The organism is Nocardia sp. bgisy118 (assembly GCF_057708605.1).
Genome location: NZ_JBYISM010000005.1, coordinates 284436 through 301169, shown reverse-complemented (window position 1 = coordinate 301169; position 16734 = coordinate 284436). Strand labels below are relative to the sequence as shown.

Genomic DNA, 16734 nt, shown 5'->3' with positions numbered 1-16734 from the left:
TAGACGTCATGGAACGTCTCGAGGTCAGTTTTCCCTCAGGTGGCCAGCAGTGCGCCGCCTGGCTGTATCCTCCCGCAGGCGTCCCCAAGCCCCGGCCACTCGTGGTGATGGGGCACGGTCTGGGGGGCACGCGGGATATGGGATTGGACAGGTACGCACGGCGATTCGCCGCGGCAGGCATGGCGGTGCTGGTGTTCGACTACCGACATTTCGGTGCGAGCCAAGGCGATCCGCGCCAGTTGCTGCACATCGCGCGGCAACGCGAGGACTGGCGCTCGGCGATCTCCTACGCGCGCACGCTGCGCGGCATCGACAAGACCCGGATCGCGCTGTGGGGCACGTCTTTCGGCGGAGGGCACGTGCTGACGGTGGCGCCGGAGGACGACTACCTCGCCGCCGTCGTCGCCCAGGTGCCGTTCACCAGCGGATGGGCCTCGGCGTGGGCCAAGGGCCCGATCAGCCTGACCAAGGTCGCCACCATCGCCGCCACCGACCTGCTGATCGGCCCGCTGCGGCGCAAGCCGGTGCGCATCCGGTTGGCCGGGCGCAAGCGGTCGGCGGCGCTGATGAGCGCGGCGGACGTGCCGGAGGGTTTCGGAAGGCTGGCCGAGGAGAGCGAGACCTACGAGCCGAAAGTGGCCGCGCGCATCGCTTTTCCCGCGTTGTTCGACTCCCCCGGCAGGCACGCCAAGGCGCTGAAGGTGCCGGTGTTCTACGCGGTGGCCGACAACGATTCGATCGCGCCCGCCAAGCCGACGCTCAAGGCGGCCGAACGCACCAAGCACGCGGTCGTCAAGCGTTATCCCGTCGGGCATTTCGACGTGTACTTCGACGATGTCTTCGAGCAGGCGGTGTACGACCAGACCGAATTCCTGGTCTCGGTACTACGGCCGTGACCACCGTCCCCGGCGCACTTCCGGTGCGCCGGGGCGGGTATCGTAGCGGGTACCGGATTCCTTCTGCGATGGCCCCGATGCGCCGCGAAGCATCGTCTCGATGAAACTCCTTGTCTCCCTTGGGAAGGGTCTTCCCGTCCAGCGATGACCGCCGCGCGGTTGCGAAGCCGCCCGGAACTGCGCAGCCAGCGGCGGCAACGCGCGCACGGCTGCTGGAATCATCTGATCGCCGCGCCGCTGTGGCCCAAACACAGCGCCAATCTCGGCACGCTGCTGCGCACCTGCGACGCGGTCGGCGCGTGCCTGGCCGTCCCCCGCCGACCGTGGGTACCGGACGCGCTGAACCAGGGAAACACGTTGCGCCACCGGCAGTGTGTGCACTGGGTGGACGGCCGCGTCGACCGCTGGCTGGCACGACAGCGGGCCGGCGGTTCGGCCGTGGTGGGCGTGGAGCTCACCGACGAATCCATCCGGCTGGCCGATCTGCCGACGGCGCGCAAGCGCACGGTCATGGTGCTCGGTCACGAGACCGACGGGATTCCGCCGGAGGGACTCGAACTGCTCGACGTGGCGGTGGAGATCCCGATGGTGGGCACCGGGCACAGTCTCAATGTGGCGGTGGCGGGATCGCTGGTGTTGTACAAGCTCGCGGGGCTTTGCTAGCGGAGACAGGTCGGAAACGTCAGCGGATCCCCGAGGGTGTCGGCGAGTTCGTGCAGCTTGTCGGTGTCCGGGGCGATCGGGCGTCGCGGGTCCATGGGTAACCTCCTCGTCGCGAGTGCTCGGAGTCGCGTACCCGAGACGGTCGGGACCAAATGCCCGGGCGAGGTTGTCGGTGCCCGGGGCTACAGTCGCGGGCCATGAACGCTGCGACTGCCGCGGTTGCCGACATCGTGCGCGGGATCGATCCTTGCGACGAGCTCGAGCGCGAGCACATCGCGACCACGCTGGACTGGCTCGCGTCGACCGACGACGTGTTCCGCAGGGAGAAACCGGCAGTGCCGCAGCGACATCTGGTGGCGTACACGGTGCTGGTGGATCCGGCGGCGCGGGCGGTGTTCCTCGGACGGCACCGGCTGGCCGGGCTGTGGCTGCCGATGGGCGGACACCTCGACCCGGGCGAGCATCCGCTGGCGGCGGCCCGGCGCGAGGCCCACGAAGAACTGGGTATCGCCGCCGAATTCGACGTGGTCGGCCCCGCGCCGCTGTTCCTCACCGTGACCACCACCATCGGCATGCACAGCGGCCATGAAGACGTGAGCCTCTGGTACGTGATCCGGGGTGATCGCACGCGCGAATACCGCCTCGACCCCCGGGAATTCGGCGGTGGCCGCTGGTGGGACGTCGATCGCTTCGCGGTGCCGGAATCCGATCCGCATTTCGCCCGCTTCCTGACGAAGCTGGAGGCCGTCCTCGGGCCCGACCGGGATGCCGCCGCGAGCTAGTCCTGCTGTCAGCGCGACAATTCGGTGGCGGGGAGGACTTACTTCTCCCCGACCACCAGGAGAAACGGAGGCGTTTCCCGTTCGGCCGTCCACTCCCTCCTGCTGACCGCCGCCGCGCCCAGCAGGCGTCGCGCGTCGTCCAACGTGGGCTCCTGCTGCCACACTGGGGTGAAGTTCGCGTCGTGCAGTAGCTCGTGATACGTCTCGCCGGGCCAGTAGGTGTCCACGATGTCCATCCACTCGCCGTCGGTCCGGTGTAGCCGGACGGGCATCGGATCGCCCGGCTGGTAGTCGACGCCCGGTCGGCCGATCTGGAAGCTGTCGAAGGCCACCCCGGTATGTCCTGGGTGGGCGTTGAGCAGGGCGAAGCGACCACCCGGCCGCAGCACGCGACGCACTTCGGCCACCATGTCCTGGAGTTGCTGCCGTTCGGGCACGCAGACGAAGACGAAGCAGGACATGACGGCGTCCATCGAGGCGTCGGGCAGAAAAGCCAGCTTCGAGCCGGTCATGAGGTGACAGGTCACCCGGGGGTGGCGGTAGTGCGTGCGGGCGATGGCCAGCATGGCCGGTGAGATGTCCACGGCGTGGACGTCGACATCGTGCTCCTCGGCCACGCGGCGCGCGACGTGCCCGGGTCCGCAGCCGAGATCCAGCAGGGCGGTCACGTCCGGCTGCTCCAGACGCAGCGCGGCGAAGACGAAGGGGTAGCCGAGCAGCCACCCGACGGTGTCGTCCCACCGGACGAAATCATCGGCGACCTCGCTCGACGTCCACGCCGTCGGCTCACGCGAAGCGTCCACGAGGGTAGCTAACCAGAGCGGGTTCGGCCGCGCTCCGACCGGCGTCCACACACCGGCGAGCCGCTGATCTCCGTCTGACGCGAGGCCACCGTGCCGACCGGGGACGCGCCGTCGAATTATTTACCCCTCAGACGAATTCACCGCCGCGGCCGCGCTGTCTCGAAAGCAGCGCGGGCGCGCGACGGTGAAGGTTCGGCCGAGACGGGATCAGACCGGACGGAATCCAGCGCCGACGCCGCCGATGGCGTTGACAGTGGCGAGGATGACGTCGATCGGCGCGAAGAACGCCGGGGAGTGGATCGGGTTGGCCGCGGTGGTGCACGGCACGTCGAAGCCGATGCCCGCCAGACCGGTCAGCCTGCCCTGGTTCATGCCGACGAGACGGTCGCCGACGGTCACCGGGCCGCCGGAGTCACCGGGCTTCGAGCACGCCTGGTTCAGGGTGATGGTCTCGTCCAGGTTGCCCCAGACGACGCCGCAGCCGGGGCCGCTGGTGCGGCCGTTGGAGCACACCGTGGTGCCGGGGCCCGGCGTCGGGCCGATCCCGTTGATGGTGGTGGCGCCGACCGTGCGGACCGGCGTGACCTTCGCCGGATCGAACTGCAGCACCGCGAAATCCAGCCCCTCCCCGTTGTCGGAGTAGGCCACCACACCGACCGCGCCCGCGTCCAGCGCGGTCTCCGACGCCAGCCGCGCACCGGCGGGCGCGCAGTGGCCCGCGGTCAGACCCACCAGACGATTGGCGTTGTCGTAGCCGATCGCGGTGAGCGAGCACGCGGAGTTGTTCTCGAAGACGAGGCCGGAGCTTCCACCCAGCACCACATTCCCCGGAGCAGCCTGCGCGGCGCCCGCGACAGCTGCGCCCACACCCGCGATGACGGCCGTCGCGGCCGCCATCCACCTGAATCTCACAGCAGTAACTCTCCTTCTCGAAAGACACAGGCCGACACTCGATTTCGATCGAGGGATCGACCCACCCCACACATCGTGCGGCACCGCACCGACAGAAACCTCCGCCGATGCCCGTTCCGGCCCCTTCCGCGCCGATGCGGAGCGAACCGAGTACGCAGCCTCGGTCGACTGTCGGCTACCTCAACGTAGGGGTAGCGGCCGGTGCGCGCGATGCGATGTGTGCCGCGCCACAGTACCCGGAGACGAGCGCCGGGTCATGGCGAGGGTGAGCGGGGCCGACCGGCGACGCGAAGCGGCCCGGGCCTGCGGACAGAACGCACTCAGGACAAGTAGGAGGTGTCGTTGACCAGCCGCACCGAGGAACCGCCGTCCGGATAGAACTCCGCGACGCACAGCGACGCCAGATCCAGATGCAGGCGGTACAGCAGCGACGGCCCCACCCCGAGCGCCAGCTGTAGCAGCGTCTTGATCGGCGTCACGTGGCTGACCACCAGCACGTTCTGGCCCGGATACAGCGCGACCAGGTCGCGGCGCACCGCCTCGACGCGTTCGCGGACCTCGTCGAAGCTCTCCCCGCCCGGCGCGGCCACCGACGGGTCACCGAGCCAGCGCGCGTGCAACTCCGAATCGCGTTGCGCCGCTTCGAGAAACGTCAGCCCCTCCCAGGCCCCGAAATCGGTCTCGATGAGTCCGTCGTGAGTGCGCACCGGAAGGTTCAGCGCGGCGCCTGCGGCCTCGGCGGTCTCCCGCGCGCGCCCCAGCGGCGAGCTCAGGATGGCGGCGATATCACCTTTGGCCGCAAGCATTTTCGCGGCGTGCGCGGCCTGTTCGCGGCCCAGCCGAGTCAAAGGCGGGTTGCCGCGACCCGAATAGCGCCGCTGTACGGAGAGTTCGGTCTGGCCGTGGCGCAACAGCAGCAGGCGGGTCGGACGGCCGAGCGCACCGGTCCATCCCGGACTCCCGGAGACGGCCTCGGTGTTCGCGGGGTCGACCTGGGCGGCGCGCGCCTCGTCGATCCAGCTGGGCGCGGTGCGTTCGGCGCCGTGGGCGCTGGGCTCGGCGACTCGGGTGCTAGGCGCGGTGTCTCGGGCGGACAGCTCTTCGGCGGTCGCCGTCTCGGCCTCGCTGGCCGCGCGCACCTCGCCGACCAGCGTGGCATCGTCCATCGCCTCGTTGGCCAGGCGATCGGCGTGCGAGTTCTGGGCGCGCGGAATCCAGGTGAAGCTCACCCGGTCGAAGTCCGCGACCAGGCGCCTGGCTCGGTCGGCCAGCGGGATCATCGCCGCGTGCTTGACCTTCCACCGGCCCGACATCTGCTCGACGACCAGCTTGGAGTCCATGCGCACGTCCACCGTGCGCGCACCCAGCTCGGCGGCGGCCTCCAGGCCCGCGATCAGCCCGCGGTACTCGGCGACATTGTTGGTGGCGATGCCCACGCTCTCGCGCCGTTCGGCCAGCACCGCGACGTGACCGGCGTCGAAGACCACCGCGCCGAACCCCGCGGGGCCGGGGTTGCCCCGCGAACCGCCGTCCGCTTCGACGATCACGTGCTCGTTGCTCACCGGACCTCCTCGGCATCCGGCCGATCGAACCCGCAGGTCACAGACCGGATTCCTTGGTGCGCACCAGGACCGCGCCGCATTCGGGGCAGCGCACGACCACGTCGGGCGCCGTCTTCGCGATGCGCGCGATCTCGCCGCGGTCCAGTTCGATGCGGCACGCGCCGCACTTGCGGGCCTGCAGCAGCGCCGCGCCGACGCCGCGCTCGGCGCGCTGCTTGTCGTAGACGGCGAGCAGCTCCGCGGGGAACAGGCCGAGCAGGTTGGACCGATCGTCGGCGCAGCGCCCCTGCGCCACATCCAGATCCGCCAGCGCCTCGTCGCGCACCCGCTGCGCGTCGGCCAGCTCTTCCTCGGTCTTGCTCAGCCGCGCGCCCGCGTGATCGTGGTCGGAGGCGGACGCCTCGCGGCGCTCCATCACCTCGAGCAGTTCGTCCTCCAGCACGCCGCGCCGCCGCTCCAGGCTGCCCAGTTCGTGCTGGATCTCCGAAAGCTGCTTGGCGCCAACGGAACCGGCCGTCAGCATGCCGCGGTCGCGCTCCTCACGCTTGCGGACCGCGTCGATCTCGCCCTCCAGCTTGCGGATGTCGCGATCCAGATCGTCCAGCACGATCTCCACCGCGACCGCGGCGTCCTTGTGCTTGTTGCGCTCCCCCTCCAGCCGCGCCACTTCCTGCTGCTCGGGCAGCACGGTGCGCCGATGCGCGATCCGCGTCAGTTCGGCGTCGACAGCCGCGAGCTGGAGCAGCTTGGCCTGGATCGGTGGTTCGACATTCAACGCGGACAAACTCCTGAACACTGTGGACGACGGGTCGGGGGTATCCGCCGGAGGGCGAACGCCAGTGCTCAACCGTACCCCGGCTACGGGCCGGTTGGTTCCGAGACCGGGCCGAGGGGCGAGTCGCCGGGACGGCGGCGGATCAGCTGCCGGGTGCGCGGGCCTTGATCGCATCGCGGGAGATGTAGACGTCGTATTCACCCGGGGTCCCGATGACGGCGTTGCCGTAGGCGGAGCGGACGAAGGGGCCGGTCCACCAAGCGCCATCGCTCATGTCGGCGAAGAAGTCGGCGTCGTCGCCGTTCAGGAAGATCTGGTTCTGGGTGGTGGCGACGCCGTCGAGGCGCTGACCGTACAGGCGGGTGACCTTGTAGCCGGAGTGGAAGCCCAGGGCGTTCACCCAAGGCTCCAGTTCGACGATATTGGCCTGCAACACCCACAGATCGCCTTGAACGCGGAATTTCTCGCGACGCTCGGAGTGGTCGTCGTCCCCGTAGAGGGTGAGGTCGACCTCGAGCTGATGGTCGTCACCCGCGACCTCGCGCACCACCACGTGCGCGGCCTTGATCTCGCCGCTGAGTCCCAGGTACGTCTGCATGAGGGTCGCCACCCACAGCAGCAACACCGCGACGACGAGCAGCGCGACACCGCCCGCGCCTCGGCCGAGCAGCACCCGCGGCCCGACCCTGCGCATCTTCACCAGCGCCGAAACGAGCAGCGCGACCGCGATCAGGATCAGCAGGATCAAACCGATCTGCACGATCCCGAAATCCACCGGGAAACTCATGGGGTAGTTGTACCCGGTTGCGGCCCTTCGATTCCGGCGAACGCCGGGGAACCTCGCCGAACGGCAACCCCTTTCGGCGGCGGGCGAGCCGCGCGCCCTGCCGGTCGAAGGCCGACGGCGGTGTCAGTCCGCCGCGCCCACGGTCCACGGGTCGGTGCGGAGCGTCGAGACGCGGGTCTCCAGATCGGGCAGCGTCGCGGTGACGATGCCCTCCGCCTGGGCGCACCACGGGAATTCGGTGGCCCAGTGCGCGGCGTCGATCAGGGCCGGGCCGCCGGTACGCAGGTGTTCGTCGACGGGGTGGTGGCGCAGATCGGAGGTGAGATAGGCGTCGACGCCGAGCCGGGCCGCGGTGGACAGGTAGGAGTCACCCGCGCCGCCGCACACCGCGACGCGCTCGATCACGCGATCCGGATCGCCCGCGGCGCGGACACCCCACACGGTGGCGGGCAGGGCGGCGGAGACGCGAGCGGTGAAGTCGCGCAACGGTTCCGGTTCCGGGAGGATGCCGACGCGGCCGATGCCGAGGCCGGAGGGCAGGGCGGCCCGTTCGGTGACGTGGTAGGCCGGGTCCTCGTAGGGATGCGCGGCGCGCAACGCGGCCAGCACGGCGGAGCGCGCCGAGGGCGGCGCGATGACCTCGACGCGATCCTCGTCGACGCGCTGCAGTTCGCCGATGGCGCCGATCGCCGGATTCGCGCCCGGCATGGGCCGGAACTGGCCGACGCCGGGCACCCGCAGCGCGCACTCGTCGTAACTGCCGACGCCGCCCGCACCCGCGTCGAACAGCGCGCCGAGCACGGCGTCGGTGTGGGTGCGCGGCACCTGGACGACCCAGTTGTCCACGGCAGCCGTCGGTTTCGGGTCCAGCGGACCGGTCACCGTCAGCCCGATGGCCGCGGCGAGCGCGTCGGAGACGCCGGGATCGGCGGAGTCGGCGTTGGTGTGGGCGGTGAACAGGGCGCATCCGGAACGGATGAGGCGGTGCAGCAGAGCGCCTTTCGCGGTGTCGGCGGCCACGGTGTCCACGCCGCGCAGCAGCAGCGGGTGGTGCACGACCAATGCCTGGGCGCGCCACTCGATGGCTTCGTCGACGACGGCGGCGGTCGCGTCCACCGCGAACAACACCCTGCTGACCTCGTCGTCGGGATCACCGCACACCAGCCCGACCGAGTCCCACGACTCCGCCAGCTTCGGCGGATACGCCGCGTCCAGCACCCCGATGAGATCCGCCAGCGTCGTCACCATCCGCCTACCTCGCTCCTCCCGCGCTCCCTGTCCCGGCGCATACCGGCCGCCCCATCATCCCGCCGCGTCTGTCGTCGCCCGACATCGCACCCGGTTCCATTTCGTATCCACTCGTACAAGAGGGGCGCGGGCGACCAGTCGAGCACCGGCCGACGGTCCGGGTTACCGGCGCAATCACGCTGCGGCTGCTCCGGCGGACTACGTCCGGTCGGGGCACTGGCCGACGCCTGACGCCCGGCCCCGGAGTCGGCCGCTGGGCGGGCCGACCCGATCGGTGAGAGCCACCTACTGCCACCAACGGCAGTCCCGAACACGGGCGGTCGAAGTCAGCGCCGCACGTCAGGGGAAACCGGGCGCGGTGCGGATCGCTGCGCACAGACGGTCCACCGCGGCCTCGTCCCGCACCGCGACGCGGAGGTGGTCGGGCCCCAGCCCGGGGAACGTGTCCGCGCGGCGCACCGCGATGCCTTGTTCGGCCAAGTGCTTGCGCAGCACCTCGCCACCGGGAACGTGCAGGAGAAGGAAAGGCCCGCGGGCAGGTGTGTGCACGTGCAGGCCGAGGTCGGTGAGGCGCTCGATCATCGCGGCGCGGGCGGCGGCGAGGGCGGTCGCGTGGCGCTGGGATTCGGCGACCGCGGCGGGTTCGGCGGTGGCGGCGATCGCCTCGAGCTGGAGTGCGCCGAGTGGCCAGTGCGCGCGGCCGTGGTCGAGGCGGGCGAGCAGGTCGGGGGCGCCGAGGACGTAGCCGCAGCGCAGGCCCGCGAGCGCCCAGGTCTTGGTGAGGCTGCGCAGGACGAGGACGTCTGGGGTGGCGAGGGTCGCCAGGGATTCCGGTTCGCCGGGGACGGCGTCGGCGAAAGCCTCGTCGACGACGATCACGCGGCCCGGACGACGCAGCGCGCGGACGGTGTCGGCGGAATGCAGGACCGAGGTCGGGTTGGTCGGGTTGCCGAGGACGACGAGATCGGCCGCGTCGGGCACGGCGGACGGGTCGAGGATGTAGGGCGGTTCGAGCAGCACCCGGACGACCGGCACATCGGCCTGCCGCAGCGCCAGCTCCGGTTCGGTGAACGACGGGTGCACCACCGCCGCGAGACGCGGGGCCAGCTTCGGCAGCAGCGCGAATCCCTCGGCCGCGCCCGCCAGCAGCAGCACCTCGTCCGGGCGGCGGCCGTGCCGTGCGGTCACGGCGATGCGGGCGGCCAGGTCCTCGGCGGCGCTCGGGTAGCGGCCGAGGTCGGCGAGCCGGGCGGCGAGGCGTTCACGCAGCCACGGCGGCGGCGCGCTGCCCTGCACGTTGACCGCGAAATCGAGCATGCCCGGGCGCGCGTCGACGTCGCCGTGATGGCGAAGCAGCGCGTGATCGACTGTGTCGGAGGGCACGGGATCACACCCTACGTGGCGGGCGAGCAGGGCGACCGGCCAGAATGGCTGTCGTGGGTGACCTGCACGTGTCGTTCGTCTGTACTGGCAATATCTGCCGATCGCCGATGGCGGAGAAGATGTTCGCGCACCACTTGCGCCTGGCCGGACTGGCCGACCGGGTGCGGGTGAGCAGCGCGGGCACGGGCTCCTGGCACATCGGCGACGACGCCGACCCGCGCACCACCGAGACGCTGCGCAGGCACGGCTACCCCACCGGGCATGTGGCCGCCGTCGTGGGCGCCGATCACCGCGACGCCGACCTGCTCGTCGCCCTGGATACCGGGCACGAGCGCGCGCTGGCCAAGTTGGGCGTCCCGTCCGATCGCCGCAGGCTGCTGCGCAGTTTCGATCCCGACGCGGACGGCCCTGACGTGCCCGACCCGTACTACGGCGGCAACGCCGATTTCGAACTCGTCCGCGCGCAGATCGAGGCGGCGATGCCCGGCCTGCTGGACTGGGTACGCGCGGAACTGGCCCTGGCGCCCGTAGCCGAGGGACTGCCCTGATGCGCCGCCTGACGTTTCTGTTCCGCCCCAGCTGGCTGATCCTGGCCGCGCTGGTGGCCGCATTCGCCTACCTGTGCTTCACCGTGCTCGCGCCGTGGCAGCTCGGCAAGAACACCGCCACCGAGCATCGCAACCAGTTGATCGCCGATTCGGTGCGCGCCGACCCGGTGGACGTGACCACGGTGCTCGCCGCCACGGACGACGAGCGCACCGAATGGCGGCGGGTGACCGCCACCGGCAGCTACCTGCCCGATTCGACGGTGCTGGTCCGCCTGCGTCACCTGGACGGCGCGCCCGGCTACGCGGTGCTCGCCGCCTTCCGCCTGACGGACGGGCGCACGCTGCTCGTCGATCGCGGTCTGGTCGCCGGCGTCGACGGCACCTCGCGGCCGCCGCAGATCCAGGAAGCGCCCGCGGGCGAGCAGCGCCTCGAGGGCCGAATTCGCATGTCGGAGGGCGTGAGTGCGGACAAGACGCCGCTCACCCAGGACGGCTACCGCCAGGTGTATTCGATCGACACCGCGCAGGAATCCGAGGTGCTCGGGCAACCGCTGACCCCGATTCCCGCCGGTGAGCGCGGCGGCTATCTCGAGCTCTCGGAGAATCAGCCGGGCGCGTTCACGCCGACCCCGCTCCCCCAGCTCGACGCGGGACCGTACCTCTCCTACGGGCTGCAATGGCTGGCCTTCGGTGTCATGGCGCCGCTCGGCCTCGGCTACTTCGTCTACGCCGAACTACGGGAACGCCGCAAGGAGAAGGCCGCGGCCACCCAGCCCGCACCGACGGAACCGGCGCCGACCGAACCCGCCGCGACCGAACCCGCCACCACCCCGGCGCCGCCGACGACCGAGGCCAAGCTCGCCGACCGATACGGACGCAACCGCTCCTGACCCGCGTTCGCCTTGCACCGTGAACCGACGAACGTCCGTCGCGTTCACCGCCCTTCCAGCGACCGGCCGGCTCATCGGTCAGCGGGCGCCCACCCCGGCCCGCGGAACAGGTGCCCGAACCGATCTCGCCAACTGCGGGCGGCCCTGCCCAGTGCACCGCCGCGGCGGCCGGGCATCCGACCCAACGACCGCGAGCCCGACGAACTGCTCACCGTCACCGGCTACCGACGCGACGGTGAGTGGCGCCACCGCGTCACCTCCTCGGGTGCGGTCAGGTCCTTCAGCGACGCCACCACGGGCGAGGTAGCTGGGAGACCGGTGGACGCTCCTCGGCAGCTGACTCCCCGCCCGGGACAGCCCCGTGGCCCTCGAGCGTGCGTCAGCCCGAGACCGACAGCCTTCGGCGCAGCGAAGGCAGGGCGAAGGCCGCGCTCGCGGCGAGAACCGCCGCCCCCACCTGAACCGCCTCCGACATCCGCACGGCCCGCCGCAGATCGGGAACCGTGGGCGCGGGCCCGTCGCCGAGGGTTGGCCGCAGTTCCGTTCCGTGCCGGTACTGCGTCCGGCCGCCGAGCCGGACGCCGAGCGCGCCCGCCATCGACGCCTCGACGACCCCCGCGTTCGGGCTGGGATGCTTGGCCGCGTCACGTCGCCAGGCGCGCAGCACCGCGGCGGGCCTGCCGCCGACCAGCGGCGCGAAGGCCGCGGTGAGCAGTCCGGTGACGCGGGCGGGCGCGAGGTTCGCGACGTCGTCGAGCCGGGCGGCCGCCCAGCCGAAACGGTGGTAGCGGTCGTTCCGATAGCCGATCATCGCGTCGAGGGTGTTGATCGCGCGATAGCCGAGCAGACCGGGGAGACCAGCCGCCGCACCCCAGAACAGCGGCGCGACGGTGGCGTCGGAGGTGTTCTCGGCGATGGATTCCAGTGCCGCGCGAGCCAATCCGTCGGCGTCGAGCACCGAGGGGTCCCGCCCGCACAGCGAAGGCAGCAACGCGCGGGCGCCGGCCAGATCGCCCGACTCCAGATGATCGGCCATGGCGCGTCCGGCGCGGGCCAGGCTGCGCCCGCCGAGCACGGTCCAGGTGGCCAGCGCCGTGCCCGCCATGCCGCCGCGCCGCGCCGCCAGGCCGAGGCCGAGCACGGCGCCGACCGCGACCGCCTCGTGCACGACTCCAGCCACCCGCCGGTCGGCGTAGGTCAGCGACTCGAGCGCGCTTGCCGCCGAACCGAATCCGGCCACCGGATGCCACCGGCGCGGATCGCCGAACGCGCGATCCAGCGCGAAACCGAGCAGCAGCCCGCCGCCCGCCGAGATCCCCGTGTGCACCGGGCGAGAGTATCGGGCGCTCGGCCGCCGTGATCGTCCGGATGTCACACTCTGTGGTCCTGCCTCGTCATACCTACGACACCCGCTGCGCCCCTGCACCGGGGCCCGCACGACCGAACGGTGGTTCCAGTGACATCCGAGAAGCCAGGACCCGAGTCCCTGGACGCCGCCGAGCTGGCACGCCGGTTCGAGGAGCACCGGCCGTACCTGCGCAGGCTCGCCTACAGCACGCTCGGCAGCCTCGCCGACGCGGACGACGTGGTGCAGGACGCCTGGCTGCGGTTGCAGCGCCAGCACGAGGCGGGCGCCGCGGGCGAGATCGAGAACCTGCGCGCCTGGCTGACCACCGTGACCGGCCGGTTGGCGTTGGATCAGCTCGGCTCGGCCCGCGCCCGCCGCGAACAGTACGTCGGCGACTGGCTGCCCGAGCCGGAGGTCACCACCGTGGACGATCCGGCCGACCGCATCACCCAGGACGAGCGGGTCACCACCGCGCTGCTGATCGTGCTGGAATCCCTCTCCCCCGCCGAGCGCACCGCGTTCGTGCTGCAGGACGTGTTCGGCATGAGCGGGCCCGAGGTCGCCGAGGTGGTCGGGCGAACACCGGCGGCGGTCCGCCAGCTCGCCTCGCGCGCCCGCAAACGGGTCGAGGACGGCACGCCCCGATTCCCCGCGTCGCCCGACGAGCAGGAGAAGGTGGTGTCGGCGTTCGCGGTGGCGTGGCGGTCGGGTGATCTCAGCGCGCTGCTCGGCGTGCTCGACGCCAACGTCAGCCTGACCGCCGACGGCGGCGGCAAGGTGCCTGCCATCCGCCAGAGCGTGAGCGGCGCCGAGCTGGTGGCGAAGCTTCTGCTGGGTTGGTACAACGCGCCGTCGGCGCACGGCGCGTGGGGCCGCTCGGTGCTGGTCAACGGACAGCCCGGCCTGGTCGTCTTCGACGGCAACCACACCGGCGTCTTCTCCTTCACCGTCGACGCGGGCCGCATCGTCGCGATGCACATCGTCCGCAATCCGGACAAGCTGCGCGAACTGCCGGAGACCGACGCTCCGGACTGGTTCTTGAACGAGGCGAACCCCGACGTGTAACCCGACCACCGACGCGCTGCCTTCCGCACGCCGCACAGAGATCTCGTCGTTGTGCGGCGTGCGGAGCGGCTGTGGTGGCGGCTACCCCACCGCCGCGCCGATCAACCGGCGAGCCCGACCGACTCGGCGAGCGGGTAGCCGTGGGCGGCGGCGACCTCGGCGGAAAGCAATCGTCCGCGATCCGCGGTCAGCCCCTGCGCGAGGTCAGGGTGAGTGAGGCAGGCGTCGCGCCACCCGTGGTCGGCGATGGCGCGCACGTACGGCAGCGTGGCGTTGGTGAGGGCGACGGTGGCGGTGTGCGGGACCGCGCCCGGCATGTTCGCCACGCAGTAGTACAGCGAATTCGCGACGCGGAAGGTCGGATTCGCGTGCGTGGTCGGTCGCGAACCGGCGAAACAACCACCCTGGTCGATAGCGATGTCGACCAGCACCGAGCCGGGCCGCATCGCCGCGACCATCTCCTCGGTGACCAGTTTCGGCGCCCGCGCACCCGGCACCAGCACCGACCCGATGACCAGGTCGGCCGCGAGCACCGCGCGCTCGACCTCGGCGGCATTGGAGGCCACGGTGGTGACCCGCCCCTGGAACCGCGCGTCCAGTTCGCGCAGCTTCGCGAGGTTGGTGTCGAGCACGCTGACCCGCGCGCCCATGCCCGCCGCCATGGTCGCCGCGTTCGTTCCCGCCACGCCGCCGCCGAGCACCACCACGTCGGCGGGCCGCACGCCGGGCACCCCGCCGAGCAGCACGCCGCACCCGCCGAGCGGCGCCATCAGGTGGTAGGCGCCGACCTGCGGACCGAGCCTGCCCGCGACCTCGCTCATCGGCGCGAGCAGCGGCAATGAGCCGTCGGCCGCCCGCACCATCTCATAGGCGATGGCGGTGATGCCGGATTTCAGGACGGCCTCGGTGCAGTCCCGCGAGGCGGCCAGGTGCAGGTAGGTGAACAGCACCTGGTCGCGGTGCATCCGCGGGTACTCCTCCGCGATCGGCTCTTTCACCTTCAGCACCAGCTCGGCGTCCGCCCACACGCCGTCGGGGCCGTCCACCAGGGTGACCCCCGCGTCGGCGTAGTGACGATCGGCGAATCCCGACCCGTCACCCGCGCCCGACTCGATCAGCACCCGGTGCCCCTGCCGCACCAGTTCCCCGGCGCCCGCGGGTGTCAGCGCGACGCGGAATTCCTGCTCCTTGACCTCCCGTGGCACTCCGATCCTCATATCGCCATCGTGGCCCACCCGCCGACGGTTCGCCACGACGGCGCGCACACCCGGTGAACTTCAGACGGCGACGGCCTGCCCCATGGGCGGAATGCGCAGCCGATCGGTCAGTCCCGCGTAGTCGAAAACGCGGGTCAGGTGATCCAACGTCTCGGTGAAGTGCGCCCACCCTTCCGCGTGCACCGGCACGATGATCGCCTCGCCGAGCGCCTCGGCGGCTTGCACCGCGGTCCTGGCGTTCAACGTCACGTCGACGTCGCCGAACCGTCCCACATTCCCCGCTCCGACGTTCAGCAACGCGATATCGATCCGCTCGAACCGCCCGGCGATCTCGGCGACCAGTTCCACCGAGGCGTTGTCACCGGACACGTACACCGTCGGCTCCCCCGCGGCCTCCAGCACGAAACCCGTGACCGCTCCGCTGAACGGCTCGCACCCCTCCGGCCCGTGCAGCGCGGGCACCGCGGTGACGGTCACCGCGCCGACCTGGACGCGCTCCCACTCGCGCAGTCCCCGAACGCCGTTCAACCGCTCGGCGGCGTCGGTCGTGGAGAACACCGTGCCGACGGTGGTGAGGAGAGCGCGGCCCGTGGTGTCCAGGTTGTCGGCGTGCTGATCGTGCGAGAGCAGCACGACGTCGATCGCACCGACCTCCTCGACCGGCACCGCGGGGCCGGTCAGCTTGTGCAAGGTGATCGGGCCCGGGTAGTCGCCGGGTTCGTCGAAGGTGGGATCGGTCAGCCAGGTGCTGCCGCCGTAGCGGAAGCGGACAGTGGGGCCGCCGATGTGCAGGACTTCCAAGGCGGTGCGTTCGATCGTTTCGCTCATGACGTCGATCGTCGCCGCTGCGAGATCATGCGAACAGTGGCCCGCGAGCCGCCTATCGCTAATATCGGGCCATGCATACGGTGACCGTCCTGGCTTACGACGGGATCAGCCCCTTCCACCTCTCCGTGCCCGGCCTGGTCTTCGGCCGGGTCGGGGCGGGCGGGAACGCGCCGTACGCGGTGCGGGTCTGCGCCGAACGTCCCGGAACCCTGCGCACCCCCGCCGGTTTCGACATCCACGTCGCCGACGACCTCGCCGCCTTCGAGCACGCCGACACCGTCGTGGTGCCGAGCTGGACGCGCGGCGCCGGGATCTCCGACGACCTGCGCGACGCACTCGGGCAGGCGCACGCGCGCGGCGCCAGGATCGTCGGCCTGTGCCTCGGCGCCTGGGCCATCGCGGCCAGCGGTCTCGTCGACGGCAGGGAGATCACCACGCACTGGTCGACGGCCGACGACTTGGCCAGCGCCTATCCGTCGGTGCGGGTGCGCGCCGATACGCTGTGGTCCGATCTCGGCGATGTCATCACTTCCGCGGGCGTCGCGGCGGCGCTGGACTGCTGCCTGCACCTGTTCCGCGAAGACCACGGCAGCCGCGCCGCCACCGAGCTGGCCAGGGCGCTGGTCACCGCACCGCACCGCAGCGGGTCGCAGGCGCAGTACATCCCGGTGGCCGTGCCCGACCACGCCGAGGACGATCCGATCGAGCGCGCCATGGTCTGGGCGCGTACCCATCTCGGCGATCCGATCGATCTGGACGCGTGGGCCGCGGTCGCGGTGATGGCCAGGCGGACCTTCACCCGCCGGTTCCGGGAACGCACCGGAAGCAGTCCGCAGCAGTGGTTGCTGCATCAGCGCGCCGACCGCGCCAGGCTGCTGCTCGAGTCCACCGACGACACCGTGGACCGGATCGCCGCCGACACCGGTTTCGGCACCGCGGTGAGCCTGCGCCACCACTTCCGGCGTCTCCTCGGCACCAGTCCCGCCGCGCACCGCGCGCTCTTCCGCGCGGCGAGCTGACGCCCCCG

General features: G+C 71.3%; 17 protein-coding genes. 7 read left to right on the top strand and 10 right to left on the bottom strand.

Annotation, left to right across the window (positions count from 1 at the left end):
- The first annotated feature begins 8 nt into the window (after positions 1-8).
- From AC3EO7_RS09000 to AC3EO7_RS08990, 3 genes are all read left to right on the top strand, one after another.
- Positions 9-896 (top strand): alpha/beta hydrolase, encoded by an 888-nt coding sequence (locus AC3EO7_RS09000; protein WP_431963160.1) that lies wholly within the window; start codon positions 9-11, stop codon positions 894-896.
- A 144-nt stretch (positions 897-1040) separates the two neighbouring features.
- Positions 1041-1559 (top strand): TrmH family RNA methyltransferase, encoded by a 519-nt coding sequence (locus tag AC3EO7_RS08995; protein ID WP_431963158.1) that lies wholly within the window; start codon positions 1041-1043, stop codon positions 1557-1559.
- Between the two features lie 197 nt (positions 1560-1756).
- A complete protein-coding gene (locus tag AC3EO7_RS08990) occupies positions 1757-2341 on the top strand; it encodes an NUDIX hydrolase (RefSeq protein WP_435590952.1) in 585 nt (194 codons plus the stop codon).
- Positions 2342-2379: 38 nt separating this feature from the next.
- Here AC3EO7_RS08990 and AC3EO7_RS08985 read toward each other — a convergent pair whose 3' ends face one another.
- The 7 genes from AC3EO7_RS08985 to cobC all read right to left on the bottom strand — a co-directional run bounded on the left by AC3EO7_RS08985 (position 2380) and on the right by cobC (position 9811).
- Positions 2380-3144 carry a class I SAM-dependent methyltransferase gene (locus AC3EO7_RS08985; protein WP_435590951.1) on the bottom strand — a complete coding sequence of 255 codons (765 nt, stop codon included), beginning with the start codon at positions 3142-3144 and terminating at the stop codon, positions 2380-2382.
- Between the two features lie 207 nt (positions 3145-3351).
- The gene (locus AC3EO7_RS08980) at positions 3352-4056 is read right to left on the bottom strand and encodes a chymotrypsin family serine protease (RefSeq protein WP_431963152.1); all 705 of its coding nucleotides are present in this window, start codon (positions 4054-4056) and stop codon (positions 3352-3354) included.
- Between the two features lie 320 nt (positions 4057-4376).
- A complete protein-coding gene (locus tag AC3EO7_RS08975) occupies positions 4377-5618 on the bottom strand; it encodes a bifunctional RNase H/acid phosphatase (protein ID WP_431963150.1) in 1242 nt (413 codons plus the stop codon).
- A gap of 37 nt (positions 5619-5655) precedes the next feature.
- On the bottom strand, positions 5656-6393 hold the full coding sequence (locus AC3EO7_RS08970; RefSeq protein ID WP_431963148.1) for a zinc ribbon domain-containing protein: 738 nt from the start codon (positions 6391-6393) through the stop codon (positions 5656-5658).
- 142 nt (positions 6394-6535) lie between these two features.
- Positions 6536-7180 (bottom strand): hypothetical protein, encoded by a 645-nt coding sequence (locus AC3EO7_RS08965; RefSeq protein WP_435590950.1) that lies wholly within the window; start codon positions 7178-7180, stop codon positions 6536-6538.
- Positions 7181-7303: 123 nt separating this feature from the next.
- On the bottom strand, positions 7304-8428 hold the full coding sequence (locus AC3EO7_RS08960; protein WP_435590949.1) for a Nif3-like dinuclear metal center hexameric protein: 1125 nt from the start codon (positions 8426-8428) through the stop codon (positions 7304-7306).
- Positions 8429-8767: 339 nt separating this feature from the next.
- Positions 8768-9811 carry an Rv2231c family histidinol phosphate aminotransferase CobC gene (gene cobC / locus AC3EO7_RS08955; protein WP_435590948.1) on the bottom strand — a complete coding sequence of 348 codons (1044 nt, stop codon included), beginning with the start codon at positions 9809-9811 and terminating at the stop codon, positions 8768-8770.
- Between the two features lie 44 nt (positions 9812-9855).
- Between cobC and AC3EO7_RS08950 the strand changes: the two genes are divergently transcribed.
- Together AC3EO7_RS08950 and AC3EO7_RS08945 are read left to right on the top strand one after the other, a co-directional pair.
- Positions 9856-10359, top strand: coding sequence for a low molecular weight protein-tyrosine-phosphatase (locus AC3EO7_RS08950; RefSeq protein WP_435590947.1), 504 nt, complete (start codon positions 9856-9858; stop codon positions 10357-10359).
- Complete coding sequence (locus tag AC3EO7_RS08945) at positions 10359-11249, top strand: SURF1 family cytochrome oxidase biogenesis protein (RefSeq protein WP_431963138.1); 891 nt, start codon at positions 10359-10361, stop codon at positions 11247-11249. Before AC3EO7_RS08950 ends, AC3EO7_RS08945 begins: the two co-directional genes overlap by 1 nt.
- 379 nt (positions 11250-11628) lie before the next feature.
- Here AC3EO7_RS08945 and AC3EO7_RS08940 read toward each other — a convergent pair whose 3' ends face one another.
- Positions 11629-12576, bottom strand: a complete 948-nt coding sequence (locus AC3EO7_RS08940) for a cobalamin biosynthesis protein (protein WP_431963136.1) — start codon at positions 12574-12576, stop codon at positions 11629-11631.
- 129 nt (positions 12577-12705) lie between these two features.
- Here AC3EO7_RS08940 and sigJ point away from each other — a divergent pair, with 129 nt between their 5' ends.
- Positions 12706-13662 carry an RNA polymerase sigma factor SigJ gene (gene sigJ / locus AC3EO7_RS08935; protein ID WP_435590946.1) on the top strand — a complete coding sequence of 319 codons (957 nt, stop codon included), beginning with the start codon at positions 12706-12708 and terminating at the stop codon, positions 13660-13662.
- A gap of 101 nt (positions 13663-13763) precedes the next feature.
- On the opposite strand, the gene ald is transcribed toward sigJ, so the two are convergent.
- Both ald and AC3EO7_RS08925 read right to left on the bottom strand, forming a co-directional pair.
- On the bottom strand, positions 13764-14879 hold the full coding sequence (ald, locus tag AC3EO7_RS08930; protein ID WP_431963132.1) for an alanine dehydrogenase: 1116 nt from the start codon (positions 14877-14879) through the stop codon (positions 13764-13766).
- Positions 14880-14939: 60 nt separating this feature from the next.
- Positions 14940-15707 (bottom strand): MBL fold metallo-hydrolase, encoded by a 768-nt coding sequence (locus AC3EO7_RS08925; protein WP_435590945.1) that lies wholly within the window; start codon positions 15705-15707, stop codon positions 14940-14942.
- Positions 15708-15778: 71 nt separating this feature from the next.
- Here AC3EO7_RS08925 and AC3EO7_RS08920 point away from each other — a divergent pair, with 71 nt between their 5' ends.
- On the top strand, positions 15779-16726 hold the full coding sequence (locus tag AC3EO7_RS08920) for a GlxA family transcriptional regulator (protein WP_431963128.1): 948 nt from the start codon (positions 15779-15781) through the stop codon (positions 16724-16726).
- The last annotated feature ends 8 nt before the right edge of the window (positions 16727-16734 follow it).